This window comes from Vibrio sp. YT-19(2023), assembly GCF_033337395.1.
Map to the genome: position 1 here is coordinate 23,956 of NZ_JAWOQN010000042.1, position 14,378 is coordinate 38,333.

At 46.5% G+C, this 14,378-nt stretch carries 12 protein-coding genes; 9 read left to right on the forward strand and 3 right to left on the reverse strand.

Features of this window, described 5'->3' with window-relative positions; genetic code table 11:
- The first annotated feature begins 148 nt into the window (after nucleotides 1-148).
- The 3 genes from recQ (at nucleotide 149) to R7E78_RS21625 (ending at nucleotide 3,208) form a co-directional block, all read left to right on the forward strand.
- A complete protein-coding gene (gene recQ / locus R7E78_RS21615; RefSeq protein ID WP_171345146.1) occupies nucleotides 149-1,984 on the forward strand; it encodes an ATP-dependent DNA helicase RecQ in 1,836 nt (611 codons plus the stop codon).
- Nucleotides 1,985-1,993: 9 nt separating this feature from the next.
- On the forward strand, nucleotides 1,994-2,299 hold the full coding sequence (locus R7E78_RS21620) for a DUF3630 family protein (protein WP_005378772.1): 306 nt from the start codon (nucleotides 1,994-1,996) through the stop codon (nucleotides 2,297-2,299).
- A gap of 234 nt (nucleotides 2,300-2,533) precedes the next feature.
- Entirely contained in the window at nucleotides 2,534-3,208 is a 675-nt protein-coding gene (locus R7E78_RS21625; protein WP_005378770.1) for a 7-cyano-7-deazaguanine/7-aminomethyl-7-deazaguanine transporter, read from the forward strand.
- Nucleotides 3,209-3,431: 223 nt separating this feature from the next.
- Here the strand turns inward: R7E78_RS21625 and R7E78_RS21630 are convergent, their stop codons facing one another.
- From R7E78_RS21630 to rhlB, 3 genes are all read right to left on the reverse strand, one after another.
- Nucleotides 3,432-5,075 carry a sugar nucleotide-binding protein gene (locus tag R7E78_RS21630; protein WP_318058227.1) on the reverse strand — a complete coding sequence of 548 codons (1,644 nt, stop codon included), beginning with the start codon at nucleotides 5,073-5,075 and terminating at the stop codon, nucleotides 3,432-3,434.
- A 172-nt stretch (nucleotides 5,076-5,247) separates the two neighbouring features.
- On the reverse strand, nucleotides 5,248-6,741 hold the full coding sequence (gene gppA / locus R7E78_RS21635; protein WP_005382885.1) for a guanosine-5'-triphosphate,3'-diphosphate diphosphatase: 1,494 nt from the start codon (nucleotides 6,739-6,741) through the stop codon (nucleotides 5,248-5,250).
- Between the two features lie 20 nt (nucleotides 6,742-6,761).
- Complete coding sequence (rhlB, locus tag R7E78_RS21640) at nucleotides 6,762-8,081, reverse strand: ATP-dependent RNA helicase RhlB (protein ID WP_005378764.1); 1,320 nt, start codon at nucleotides 8,079-8,081, stop codon at nucleotides 6,762-6,764.
- 111 nt (nucleotides 8,082-8,192) lie between these two features.
- Between rhlB and trxA the strand changes: the two genes are divergently transcribed.
- The 6 genes from trxA to fre all read left to right on the forward strand — a co-directional run bounded on the left by trxA (nucleotide 8,193) and on the right by fre (nucleotide 14,013).
- Entirely contained in the window at nucleotides 8,193-8,519 is a 327-nt protein-coding gene (gene trxA, locus R7E78_RS21645) for a thioredoxin TrxA (protein ID WP_004745500.1), read from the forward strand.
- A 196-nt stretch (nucleotides 8,520-8,715) separates the two neighbouring features.
- Complete coding sequence (rho, locus tag R7E78_RS21650; protein WP_005378757.1) at nucleotides 8,716-9,975, forward strand: transcription termination factor Rho; 1,260 nt, start codon at nucleotides 8,716-8,718, stop codon at nucleotides 9,973-9,975.
- Nucleotides 9,976-10,081: 106 nt separating this feature from the next.
- The gene (locus R7E78_RS21655; protein WP_136976338.1) at nucleotides 10,082-11,074 is read left to right on the forward strand and encodes a hypothetical protein; all 993 of its coding nucleotides are present in this window, start codon (nucleotides 10,082-10,084) and stop codon (nucleotides 11,072-11,074) included.
- A 91-nt stretch (nucleotides 11,075-11,165) separates the two neighbouring features.
- Nucleotides 11,166-13,019 carry a 4-hydroxy-3-polyprenylbenzoate decarboxylase gene (ubiD, locus tag R7E78_RS21660; protein ID WP_318058228.1) on the forward strand — a complete coding sequence of 618 codons (1,854 nt, stop codon included), beginning with the start codon at nucleotides 11,166-11,168 and terminating at the stop codon, nucleotides 13,017-13,019.
- Complete coding sequence (locus R7E78_RS21665) at nucleotides 13,016-13,285, forward strand: 2Fe-2S iron-sulfur cluster-binding protein (RefSeq protein WP_009696789.1); 270 nt, start codon at nucleotides 13,016-13,018, stop codon at nucleotides 13,283-13,285. The genes ubiD and R7E78_RS21665 overlap by 4 nt, the downstream gene beginning before the upstream one ends.
- A 14-nt stretch (nucleotides 13,286-13,299) precedes the next feature.
- On the forward strand, nucleotides 13,300-14,013 hold the full coding sequence (gene fre, locus R7E78_RS21670; protein WP_005382872.1) for an NAD(P)H-flavin reductase: 714 nt from the start codon (nucleotides 13,300-13,302) through the stop codon (nucleotides 14,011-14,013).
- Nucleotides 14,014-14,378 lie beyond the last annotated feature (365 nt).

The following is a 14,378-nucleotide window of genomic DNA, read 5'->3' on the forward strand; positions in this document are numbered from 1 at the left end:
GCAGAAAATCAGTATACGAGTCGTGATGCGAAACACCTAACAATTTGCGGTTTTATTCACCATGAAACCCCATTACAATGTGCCCTCACTTTGTGTGCCAGTGGTATGCATAAGCACCTCTTTTTTAAGACCCAATCTGAGACTTTTCATGACCTCGACCTTGTTAGCCGAACAATCTGATTCGCCTGTAACGCCTCAACGTGTGTTGGAGGATGTGTTTGGTTACCAAGAGTTCCGTGATGGTCAGCAGTTGGTGATTGATGCTGCGGTAGAAGGTCGCGACAGCTTAGTTATCCTGCCTACGGGTGGCGGTAAGTCGCTGTGTTATCAAATTCCTGCTTTGGTTCGCTCTGGCATTACTTTGGTCATTTCTCCGCTTATCTCGCTGATGAAAGACCAAGTGGACCAGCTTAAAGCCAACGGTGTAGCGGCTGAATGCATTAACTCGACCATGACTCGTGAAGAACTGCTCAGCGTGTATAACCGCATGCACACTGGTCATCTTAAGTTGGTGTACGTCTCACCAGAACGCGTATTGATGCGTGATTTCATTGAGCGCTTGGAAAACTTGCCGCTATCGATGATTGCTGTCGATGAAGCGCATTGTATTTCCCAGTGGGGACACGATTTCCGTCCAGAATATGCCGCGCTTGGTCAACTTAAGCAGCAGTTTTCCCATGTGCCATTTATGGCGCTGACGGCGACGGCGGATGATGCAACGCGCCGAGATATTCTTGAGCGTCTGCAACTGAATAATCCAGAGGTTTACCTAGGCAGCTTCGACCGTCCTAACATTCGCTACAACTTAGTTGAGAAGCACAAGCCGGTTTCGCAAATCGTTCGTTATCTGGAAACCCAAAAGGGTAACTGCGGCATCATCTATTGTGGTAGCCGTAAGAAAGTTGAGATGGTGACCGAGAAGCTGTGCAACAACCACATTCGTGCTGCTGGTTATCACGCAGGTATGGACGCTGATGAGCGCGCTTACGTTCAAGAAGCTTTCCAACGTGATGACATCCAAATCGTAGTGGCGACCGTGGCATTCGGTATGGGCATCAACAAACCAAACGTGCGCTTTGTGGTTCACTTTGATATCCCGCGCAATATCGAGTCCTACTACCAGGAAACCGGTCGTGCAGGGCGTGATGGTTTGCCTGCGGAAGCGATGATGTTGTATGACCCAGCGGACATCAGTTGGCTGCGCCGTATGTTGGATGAGAAAGACGACGGTCCACAGAAGCAGGTGGAAACCCACAAACTGAATGCGATGAGTGCCTTTGCTGAGGCGCAGACTTGTCGTCGTCAGGTGCTATTGAATTACTTTGGTGAGTATCGCGAGAAGCCATGTGGCAACTGCGATATTTGCTTAGATCCACCGAAACACTTTGATGCCACGGAAGAAGCGCGTAAGGCGTTGTCTTGTGTGTACCGAGTGAATCAGAGCTTTGGTATGGGCTACGTGGTAGAAGTGCTACGTGGCATGCAAAACATTCGTGTGCGTGAAAATGGGCACGATAAGATTTCTACCTACGCGATAGGGCGCGATCATAGCCACGATTACTGGGTGAGTATCTTCCGTCAGTTAATCCACAAAGGGCTGCTGTTCCAGAATATTACGCGCAACTCAACGCTGCAACTTACCGAAGAGGCGCGTCCATTGTTGCGTGGCGATGTGACTCTGGAGTTAGCGGTTCCACGTTTAGACACCGCAGCACGTGCGGCGAAGTCGGACAAACTGACCAGCAAGAACTACGACAAGAAGCTGTTTGCTAAGTTACGCAAGCTGCGTAAGTCGATTGCTGATGAAGATGGTTTGCCACCATACGTGGTCTTCAGTGACGCTACTCTGATTGATATGGCGGAAATTCTGCCAACGTCTTACGGCGAAATGCTTGCAGTCAGCGGTGTTGGTCAGCGCAAACTAGAGAAGTACGCCGATCCATTCCTCGATTTGATTCAAGAACACATTACTCACCACGGATAAGGAACCAAGATGCAAAAGGAATTTGGCTTAGCGGATTACATGGCACAAGAAGGGCGCTTAATCATTACCGCGCCGAGCTTTGACCTTGATAGCTTTCCTGCTTTAGGTGAGCGTTTAGTCGGCTTGCTTTCTGCTACTGTGGTGGAAAAACAGTGGGATGCGGACATTCACTCTTGGTTGATTGACTTTGAAGGTTGCCGACTGTTTATGAAAGCAGAGCATTACAGCGAAGCGATTTGGTTTGAAGCGTTAGCGATTGAAGAGAGCAGGGAAGAGTTGGATTATCTTGCAGGGTTGTTCCAGCGCGGCTTCTAAAAATAGAATTTTTCTAGAGAGGGTGTTTCACATGAAACACCCTTTTTTATGCTTAAACGTTTGCGTCAAACAGACGACTTGCGGCGAAAAGTGGTTAATGTATAATCGCCCACCGCTTCGCTCAGAAAGAGCCAAGCCAGTTTATTTTTCATTTTACATTGTTGGTAAGAGCCACTTTATTCAGTGACTCGATTTGGGTTCCCTCACCCCCAAACCAAACTAAAAAGGTATCGCATGAGTAACTTTACCCCTGCGCAGCAGCGCAACGCCCTTATCTATCTGGTTCTATTCCACCTAGTCATTATTGCATCTAGCAATTACCTAGTTCAGCTACCGTTTACTATCTTCGGTTTCCATACCACTTGGGGTGCATTCACTTTCCCATTTATCTTCTTAGCGACTGACTTAACTGTGCGTATTTTCGGTGCTCAGTTGGCACGTAAGATCATCTTCTTAGTGATGTTGCCTGCTTTGGCAGTGTCTTACTTCTTATCGGTGGTGTTCTTCGAAGGTCAATTCCAAGGTTTTGGCCACCTAGGGGAATTTAACTTATTCGTTGCTCGTATCGCGATTGCTAGCTTCATGGCGTACCTACTTGGTCAGATCATGGATGTGCATGTGTTCAACCGCCTACGTCAAATGAAGCAATGGTGGGTGGCACCAACGTGTTCAACGCTTTTCGGTAATGCACTTGATACCATCGCTTTCTTCGCCATTGCGTTCTACCAAAGCCCAGATCCATTTATGGCTGAGCATTGGACGGAAATCGCGCTGGTGGATTACGGCTTCAAACTGATTATTAGTCTTGGTTTGTTCGTTCCTATGTATGGCGTACTACTGAATTACCTAATTAAGAAGCTGACTGCGGTGAACCCTGACTTTAAGGTGACCACAAGCGTTCAGTCTTAATATCAGTGGGAACCCCGAAAGCCGCTTGCTCAAATCAAGCGGCTTTTTTGTGCCTGTTTACTTGGGGTTAGAGGGTTTTGTACAGCATGGGGAGTAATTAGATCATGGGTGTCCAAAAGCTCCCTAAGCTGTACAAAGGTAAAAATGGAGTAATAAAAAAGGTCCCGAGTGAGACCTTTTAATCGAAGTTACGGAACGTAGAGGAAGCTAGTTGGTGAAATGGCTAACGGAGCATCTTCTCAATCAAAATGGCTTTTTGCGCATCGAAGGCGCCAAGTTGCAGGCCGTTCTCCCAACTGATGCTTTGATTGAACATCGCCAGCATCAAACCGACACTGCGTTGATTGGCGTCCTGCCAGCAATCAGATTCGCTGTACTCTCCATCATTTATCGCGTTGCCATTAACGAGAATGGGCTCGAAACGCCATTTTTCGCCGACACGGTAGTAGCCTTTGCTGGTTAAGGTCTGGTTGGATTGAATCGTTAGATTGTGCTCGATGCCCGGTTCACCTGTTAGTTCAAATACAAACCTTAGCTGGTGGTCGCCACATTGCAGATCAACGATCAGTTGGCCGTTTTCCTCAACCAGTGTCGATTGATAATAGTCTCCAAAGCAGTGCAGCAACCAAGATATAGGGTGACTGGCAGTTTCAAGAAACCACTCTTTGAGCGTGAAGGTGCCCGGTAGGTTAACTTGGGTGACTAGATTGACCACACAAGGTTGGGTTTGCGAAGTGAGCCACTTCTCTATCGTCTTGGCGGTATTAAGCTGAGCAAAGGCGTAATTAACCAATAGGTTGGCGTTCGGTTGCTGCCAGTGAGTTATGTCAGAATTCAATCCCACCAATGGCTTTTCACAGATAAGCTTGGTTGAACCTAACGTCTTTATGATCTCTGCATGAGTATGCGCAGGTGTCGCGATGGTCACGACATCAAGTAGTTTGAGTGCGCTGATGTTCGTTTCTGCCTTTGGGATTGCTTCTTCACTGCACGCTTGCTGAAGCGGTTCTATTTGGTTGGCGCATAACGTTGTGACCGATACACCATTGTTTCGATAGTGGGGAATGTGCGTGCGTCCCCAGTTGATTCCTATGATGCCGGCTTGCTGGATTTGCTCTGGCTTGTTGAAACGTTCACTCAATGGCGGCAAGGCAATTCGTTCATCGGTTAGACGTTGGTCATGGTGATAGTCATTGCTTGGCAGCACTTGCCATGGTTTGTTGTAATGCTGTTTGAGTGCACAAACGAGTTCGTAGAAATTCCACTTATCTTTTAAGTTGCTATCAAGGTGATATAAACCGGCTTCGTTCCGCTCAATAAGCTGCAAAAAGGCGAGTGCAGTATCGTCCATATGAGAAGTCGCAGGATACCAAGCCGTGCTAGCGGTAATAACGCCGTTCTCTTCATATTGGCGGTCGAGATGCGCCAACATGTTATTGCCTTCTGCTTGGTGATGGAGCTGCCAACCAATTCGAGCAACCATCGCATCTGGATTTGCTTGCCAGATTGCATCTTCACAACGAACTTTGTATTTGCCGTAATCATCTTGGGTGTTTCTTTCTTCAAAGATGCCATAAGGCCCGTTTTTTGTGGCATCAAATACCATTGCTGTGCTGACAAAGAGGTAAGGAATATTGTGGCGTTTGCATTGCTCACCAAGCCACGCTGCCCACTCTTCACTTCCCATCGCCATATGGCACACCGCATTGATGTGGTGTTGCTGCCAAAATTGTTCACTTTGCTCTGGATCATCTGGTGAGATTTGGTGGTGATTCCACTCCAATATGTTCCAGCCGCGTAGGTGAAACTGATGAGCGACTTTTGGGGCGAGGGTACCAGTTAAGCCAGTCATTAAAACGGTTTTCATGATGGTGCATCTTGGTTGGCTAAATTGTGTTTATCAATAAAGCATGGCTGCTTTTCGATGTAGAGCGGAGAAGCTGAGATTTTTGCTGGGCAGCACGTTTTGTAGGGGAAGTAGAAGCAGAAAAGCCCAAGCGAACGCCTGGGCTTTAGTATTGTAAGGCAGTGATATTCGCTTATTTTGCTACGATATTTAATGGCCAGCCGATGTCTGTCTGACGGTTGGATTCAATTTCCAACTCAGCCGCAGTCAGTGGGTTTTTCTCTAGCCATTGCGCATCAATGTGTAACGTTAGATTGTCGCCTTCAACCGTTAGAGTCACATTTGGCTCTAGATCAGGATTGCGACGATGGCTGAGTAGAACCGCAAGACGCAACAGTCTCAATACTCGTTTGGCACTTGAGCCTGATAATGCATGCTGCTCAGGTAAAGAAGTGAGCTGTTCGCGATAGCGACGAGCCACTTCACCAATAAAGAACTTCTGCGCGCGCGTGTAACCAGGCAGATCCAAATTCTGCAGCAAGTAAGCACTATGCTCTCCGCCTTTTTTGAAATCGATAGTTAAACCAATTTCATGCAGTTTTGCGGCGGTCTCGAGCAATATCTTGCCCTGAGGCTCTGTAATCCACTCATCGCCCCCAGCTTGCTGTAAAAGCGTGTGTGCCAGAGTAGCGACTTGTTCGCCGTATTGGTGATCGAGCTGATAACGATTTTGTACGCTAGCGATAGTGCGGGCACGAATGTCTTCTTGACGAAGCTCTTCAACCATCTCATACACTAAGCCTTCGCGTAGTGCGCCGCCAGCCAGTGTCATAGCATCGATTTCAAGCAATTCAAAAACGGCAATCAAAATAGAGAGGCCACTAGGGAACACTAATGCACGCTCAAGTGTTAAGCCTTCAATATCGAGCTCTTCTAAATGGTCGGCCAACATGGCTTGCTTCTGTAGACGCTTGAGTTTGGAGTGAGTGATTACTTCGTCCATGCCTTGCGCCAGCATTATCTCTTGCAATGCCTGAACAGTGCCTGATGCACCAACACACACATCCCAACCAATTTCTGTATAACGTTCTAAAATCGGCTGGATGGTCTGTTTCGCCCCTTCAATTGCCGCGTCAAAGTTACGAGCATTCAATTGACGATCTTTAAAGAAGTTTTCAAGCCAAGTCACGCAGCCCATTTTTAAGCTGGTCAGTGCTTTGGCTTCGAAACCTTCACCGATAATCAGTTCGGTACTTGCTCCACCGATATCGACTACAAGGCGACGACCACTACCGCCAGAGGTGTGAGCGACACCTTTATAGATAGTGGCAGCTTCTTCTTCACCAGTAATCACTTCGATAGGCTGGCCTAGAATTTGGTTAGCCTTTTCTAAAAACACATCTACATTGGTCGCGGTACGTAATGTTGCAGTACCGACGATGCGAATGTTTTGTTTAGGAATGTCCTGCAAGCGTTCCGCAAATAGACTTAAGCAGTCCCATCCTCGCTGCATAGCTTCCATACTAAGAGAATTATGTTCATCTAAGCCCGCTGCTAGACGAACTTTGCGCTTAATTTTAGCCATTGTTTGAACGCTGCCATCGATGTGACGCACAACGAGCATGTGAAAACTGTTCGACCCGAGGTCGATGGCGGCATATAGCGGTGATGATCCTGCTTGACTCATAAAACGAACTCAGTTTCCTATTACGATTGTTTTGGTGCCGATTGACGCGGTTGGCGTGGACGACGTCCCTGCGGCTTACGGTTACCAGAACCAGAACGGGTACCGCCAGTATTCGTGCGGCGCTGTTGGTTGCGTGGTGCACGCATACGAATCGGAGCTGGTAGATCTTGAATCAGTGCCGACGAATCGTACTCTGAAACTGGGATTGTATGCTCAATGTATTCTTCGATTGCTGGTAGGTTAACCGCGTACTCTTCACAAGCAAAACTGATCGAATGACCGCTCGCACCAGCGCGACCAGTACGGCCAATACGGTGAACATAATCTTCACAGTCGTCAGGAAGGTCGTAGTTGAAAACGTGCGTTACCTGAGGAATATGCAAACCACGCGCTGCAACGTCAGTTGCAACTAAGATGTCGACATCACCTTTGGTGAATTGCTCAAGAATCTTCTCACGCTTCTTCTGCGGTACATCACCAGTAAGAAGGCCTACACGGTGTCCATCGGCAGCCAAATGACCCCAAACCGATTCACACTTATGCTTGGTATTGGCAAAAATGATAGCGCGATCTGGCCACTCTTCTTCAATTAGTGTTTGAAGCAGCGCCATTTTGTCTTCATTCGAAGGATAGAAAAGCTCTTCCTGGATACGGTGGCCAGTTTTTTGTTCTGGTTCGACAACGACATGCTCAGGAGTATTCATGTGTTCGAATGCCAGTTCTTGAACGCGGTAAGAAAGCGTAGCTGAGAACAGCATGTTCAAACGCTCTTTTGGTTCTGGCATACGACGGAACAAGAAGCGAATGTCTTTAATAAAGCCAAGATCGAACATGCGGTCGGCTTCGTCCAGAACAACAGCTTGAATGTTGTTGAGGTTAAATACGCGCTGTTTGTAGAAATCGATGATACGGCCTGTTGTTCCGATCAGGATATCTACGCCGTCTTGCAGTTTCGCAAGTTGCTTGTCGTAGCTTTCACCACCGTAAGCTAGAGCGGTTTTTAGACCTGTGCTTTCAGTTAATGATTCTGCATCATTGTAAATCTGAATAGCGAGCTCACGTGTAGGCGCCATAATAATTGCGCGTGGCTGTGTAGGCTTACGACCTTCATGTTCCGGAGTCGTCAGAAGGTGGTTGAACGTAGCAGTAAGAAACGCGAGCGTTTTACCAGTACCCGTTTGGGCCTGGCCTGCGATGTCTTGGCCGGTGAGCAGGACCGGCAACGCCAAGGCTTGGATAGGGGTACAAAATTCGAACCCTTTTTTGTCCAATCCTTCAATAACTTGGGGCTTTAAGCCCAAATCGGCGAACTTTTGCTCTGTGATATGCGTCTTTTTCATGGCTATAGAATATCAGCTAAAGCTTGCAATACGAAAGTAAATACATTCCAATAGGGCATCTAATTACTGGTTATCATCCAACCAGTTTCGAAAAACACATTGGAGTGGAAGATGAGTGATAAGATTTTGCAGCTAACTGATGACGGTTTTGAAAACGATGTAATCAACGCTGCAGGCCCGGTTCTAGTGGATTTTTGGGCAGAATGGTGTGGTCCTTGTAAAATGATCGCTCCTATTTTGGACGAAATCGCAGACGAGTACGAAGGCAAACTCACTATCGGTAAACTAAACATCGACCATAACGCAGGTACACCACCTAAGTTTGGTATTCGCGGCATTCCAACGCTATTACTATTTAAAGATGGTAACGTAGCGGCAACGAAAGTAGGTGCTCTGTCTAAAACTCAACTGAAAGAGTTCCTAGACGCAAACTTATAATCACCAAGTGATTACAGATAAAACCGTGCAAAGTTACAATGCACGGTTTTGTTTTTCTAACTCTGGACTAGAATACTAATTAGTGCTAACTTATCGCGCGTTAATTGAACAAATTTCTCTTCTTGGTCGATCCTGAGACCAAATCCATCTTAACTAGAAAACAGATCTTATTTTGACTAAACAAGAATCCACCACCATGAACCTTACCGAACTGAAGAACAGACCTGTGTCTGACCTTGTAAAACTGGGCGAAAGCTTAGGATTAGAGAACCTAGCTCGCTTAAGAAAACAAGACATCATCTTCGCGATTTTAAAAGCGCACGCGAAAGGCGGCGAAGACATCTTTGGCGATGGGGTTCTGGAAATTCTGCAAGACGGCTTTGGTTTCCTACGCAGTGCAGATAGTTCATACCTTGCGGGTCCGGACGATATCTACGTATCACCAAGTCAGATTCGTCGCTTTAACCTACGTACTGGTGACTCTATCGCTGGCAAAATTCGTCCACCAAAAGACGGTGAACGTTACTTTGCCCTTCTAAAAGTCAATACCGTTAACGACGATAAACCAGACAACGCCCGTAACAAGATCCTATTTGAAAACCTTACCCCTCTACATGCGAATGAGCGCATGGTTATGGAGCGTGGTAACGGTTCAACAGAAGACATTACAGCACGTGTTTTAGACTTGGCATCTCCAATCGGTAAAGGTCAACGTGGTCTGATTGTTGCTCCGCCTAAAGCGGGTAAAACAATGCTTCTGCAAAACATCGCGCAAAGCATCGCGTACAACCACCCAGAGTGTGAGTTGATGGTTCTTCTTATCGACGAACGTCCAGAAGAAGTAACCGAGATGCAACGCCTAGTTAAAGGTGAAGTGGTTGCGTCGACTTTCGATGAGCCAGCATCTCGTCACGTACAAGTAGCGGAAATGGTGATCGAGAAAGCAAAACGTCTTGTTGAACATAAGAAAGACGTAGTTATCTTGCTTGACTCTATCACTCGCCTAGCTCGTGCTTACAACACCGTAGTGCCTTCATCAGGTAAAGTACTAACAGGTGGTGTGGATGCAAACGCATTACATCGTCCTAAGCGTTTCTTCGGTGCTGCACGTAACGTAGAAGAAGGCGGCAGCCTAACTATCATCGCAACGGCACTAGTAGATACTGGTTCTAAAATGGATGAAGTTATCTACGAAGAGTTCAAGGGTACAGGTAACATGGAACTGCACTTGAACCGTAAGATTGCTGAGAAGCGTGTATTCCCTGCGATTGACTTTAACCGCTCAGGTACACGTCGTGAAGAGCTACTGACGAAGACTGACGAACTACAGAAGATGTGGATTCTGCGTAAGATCGTTCACCCAATGGGCGAAATCGACGCAATGGAGTTCCTAATCGATAAGCTAGCGATGACGAAGACCAACGATGAGTTCTTCGATGCGATGCGTCGTCAATAATCTCAGATAAGTTATTCTGCGAAAAGCCACCGTATATCGGTGGCTTTTTTATTGCTTTCTCCCGATAGAAGTATCAGAATGAAGGAAATGTTATCGGGAGGTTAACATGCAACAAGGAATGTTGTCGTCATTACTCCTGAGCTTGTCACTTATCACTCTACCTGCGACATTATCTGCCAAGGAAATGCATGAGTCTGTAGTAGAACAGTGGCTTCAGGATACTCAAATACAGACTAAAGTCTCTGAACTGCTTGATTACGCTGTCAGAGATGAAGTCGACTCGCTTAAATTTGCCCTTGATCGACTTGCTTTGCCTCAACAAGAGGTGGTGCGCTTTCAATTATTGGAAAAGCTTGAAAAGCAAGATGTGATTCTCACGCCTCGAATGGCTCTGTTTGTTGAGTCCCAGATCCGTATGACCCCGACTTATCAAGTGTTAGAGCGAGGTGATGGGTATGAATTTAGTGTACCCGCTTTTAACTTTCCCGTTATTGCGAGTCGCTTGATTAAGCGTTGGAAACAAGACCAAAGTACCTTGGACTTTGTCTTACAAGCTGAACGAAGAGAGCTTAACTTAAAGCAATGGCTTACAGGGCCATCTCAACAAGCTCAAGCGCGTGAAGCGCTTTTGATTCGAGAGTTAGACAGTTTATCACCCAACGCGCTTGCTGCATTAGCGGCCCAGTTAACCAAAGCAAATGTGACCAGTTGGTTACCCTCGACGGCCGTGATAGTCAGGTTGGCACAAGTTAGTCAGGATGAGGAAGTGTACAACTTACTCTGGCGGATGAAAGCCGATTACAACAGCCAGTCCGAACTTGAGCGTTTAGCTGCGGTTGGAGACGTTTTTTCCATTCAGCAATTGATGAATGCCACAGTTAACCCATCACTCAAGCCAGAAGCTATTAGTCTACTTACAAAATCTAACCCTCTATCTCCGCAAGTAAAGCAGTTTCTAGTTAGAAAAATGGCGTTATCAGAAGAAGCAACCATGGTTGCTCGAGAGCTTGCTCAACAAGGGCATCAAACCTGGTTGGAAGAGTTAGTATCTTCGAACCATCAGATAAAGACTCGGCAGATTGAACAAGTATTAAAGTAATCTTGCTCACATACCCACACAAAATAGGAGGATCTTAGCGTCCTCCTATTTGTTATACTGCGGACAGTTTAATCAGCCAGCATGAAGGCCTATGAGTTTTAAGGATTTACGCGAATTTATCGACCACCTAGAACAGAAAGGTCGACTTAAACGCATCACTCACCCTGTCGATCCCGCTTATGAAATGACAGAAATCAGCGACCGCACCTTGCGTGCTGGTGGACCTGCGCTGTTGTTTGAGAACCCAATCGGCTACGACGTACCTGTTTTGACTAACCTGTTTGGTACACCAGAGCGTGTCGCAATCGGTATGGGACGTGAAGATGTTAAAGAATTAAGAGAAGTCGGTAAGCTGCTGGCTTATTTAAAAGAACCTGAGCCACCAAAAGGCTTCAAAGACGCTTTAGAAAAACTGCCTGTGTTCAAACAAGTATTGAACATGCCGGCTAAGCGTTTACGTAAAGCACCATGCCAAGACATTGTTTGGCAAGGTGATGAAGTCGACTTGGATAAAATTCCGGTAATGAGCTGCTGGGCAGAAGATGTAGCGCCGCTGCTTACTTGGGGCTTAACCGTAACCAAAGGTCCAAATAAGAAACGTCAGAACCTAGGCATTTACCGTCAGCAGAAAATTGCCAAGAACAAAATCATCATGCGTTGGTTAGCCCATCGTGGTGGTGCGCTTGATCTGCGCGATTGGATGGAAACCAACCCAGGTAAACCTTTCCCAGTTTCGGTCGCGTTTGGTGCAGACCCAGCAACCATTCTTGGCGCAGTAACACCAGTGCCAGATACGCTATCGGAATACGCATTTGCAGGTTTGCTACGTGGAAGCAAAACGGAAGTCGTGAAGTCAGTCAGCAATGATTTGGAAGTGCCAGCAAGCGCGGAAATCGTGATGGAAGGCTATATCGACCCGAATGAGTTTGCTGATGAAGGTCCTTACGGTGACCATACTGGCTACTATAACGAAAAAGAAAAGCACCACGTATTTACTATTACGCACATTACTATGCGTAAAGACCCTATTTATCACAGCACCTACACAGGTCGTCCGCCAGATGAACCAGCTGTATTGGGTGTGGCATTAAACGAAGTGTTTGTGCCTATTCTGCAAAAGCAATTCCCAGAGATTGAAGACTTCTATCTACCGCCAGAAGGTTGTTCGTACCGAATGGCCGTCGTCACCATGAAGAAGCAGTACCCAGGACATGCCAAGCGCGTAATGATGGGCGTGTGGTCTTTCTTACGTCAATTCATGTATACCAAGTTTGTTATTGTGTGCGATGAATCGGTAAACGCACGAGATTGGAATGATGTCGTTAAAGCCATGTCAGAGCATATGGACCCTGTACATGATACTTTGATGATAGATAACACGCCAATCGACTCGCTCGACTTTGCTTCACCTGTGGTTGGGCTTGGCTCCAAAATGGGCTTAGATGCGACCATTAAATGGGATGCCGAGCTGGCGACGCGAACCGAGGTCACTGAGCGAGACAGCAAAGCGATTACCGAAGCAGAACTGAATGAGTTGAAACAGCAACGCCCTGAGATTGTTGACGTCTATCTTCCAGTTACAGCAAACAACCAATTTGCTGTCGTGACTATGAAGAAAGACCAAGCCGGTCAATCTCAAGCATTGATGGAATACTTGTGGGACTTCTTTGCTCAGTACAAGGATAACAAATTCATTATTTTGTGCGACGATGACGTCAACGCACAAGATTGGAATGACATCATTTGGGCTGTGACAACTCGAATGGATCCAGACAGAGATACCACTCAAGTTCGTGGTAAGGCGGGTAGTTCATCTAAACTTGGGCTCGATGCGACCAACAAGTTCGAATCTGAAGTCACGCGCGAGTGGGGCACGCCTATCAAAAAAGATCCTAAACTTGTGGCTAAAGTCGATGAGATTTGGGACCAGTTAGGTATTCTATGAGTCATCAAGTCCACCTTCTACCAATGGACGTTACGTTCCAAGTAAAAGAAGGGGAAACGGTGTTGGAAGCTGCGCTCAACAACAATATTCGCTTCCCGCACCGTTGCCAAGTTGGCGCTTGCGCCATGTGCATGTGTAAAAAGCTAACGGGCGAGGTGAGCTATCACCTCGAACCGATGCTAACCGAAAAAGAGCAACAGCAAGGCTGGATATTCCCTTGCCAAGCCTATACAGAAAGTAATTTAGTGCTTACTTTTGACGAGTAAGCGAGAGGAACACCATGACCATCCAATGTAAAGTAAAGTCTATTCAGCCGTTAGCTTGTAATACTTACCAAATCCTTCTTCATCCAGAATCACCAGTGCCTTTTAAAGCGGGTCAGTACCTAATGGTGGTGATGGGTGAAAAAGACAAACGTCCTTTCTCTATCGCAAGCAGCCCTTGTCGTCATGAAGGTGAACTTGAACTGCACATCGGTGCGGCGGAACACAACGCTTATGCACAAGAAGTTGTCGAAGCAATGCAAGCGGCGCTTGAAACTGATGGTCAGATTGAAATTGATGCGCCACATGGCGATGCTTGGGTTCAAGAAGAAAGCGAACGCCCATTATTATTAATTGCTGGTGGTACAGGCTTCAGTTACGTTCGCTCGATTCTGGATCACTGCGTAGCGCAGAATAAAACCAATCCTATCTATTTATATTGGGGGGCGCGCGATAACTGCCAGCTTTATGCTAAAGACGAACTGGTCGAGATTGCCGACAAGTTTGCCAATGTTCACTTTGTGCCAGTAGTAGAAGAAGCTCCTGCAGACTGGCAAGGTAAAGTTGGTAACGTGCTACAAGCTGTAGCTGAAGATTTCGAAAGCTTAGAAAACTACGATATCTATATTGCAGGTCGTTTTGAAATGGCTGGCGCAGCACGTGAACAGTTCACTCAGAACAAGAAAGCGAAGAGCGAACGTATGTTCGCAGACGCGTACGCATTCATTTAAATACGGCTTTTAAGGCAGAAAAAGAGGGTTTTTTACCCTCTTTTTTGCTTTTTTGATGAAATAGTCATCGAACAGTCATTTTTTTCCATTTTTTTTCAAAAAAGGGTTGCGAACGGATCTGAGTTCCCTATAATGCGCATCCACCGACACGGCAGACGCGATAAGGCTTCAGCAGGGTCGGAGAGGTGAAAGCTTCTACGAAAAATAAAATTGAAAAAGTGTTTGACACTGTCAATTAAATCGCTAGAATGCACCTCCGCTTTGAGAGAAAAACTTCTCGCAAAGCAAGCTCTTTAACAATATAGACCTATCAATCTGTGTGGGCACTCGTTGATGATAATCCAATTCGATACTTCGGTATCAAA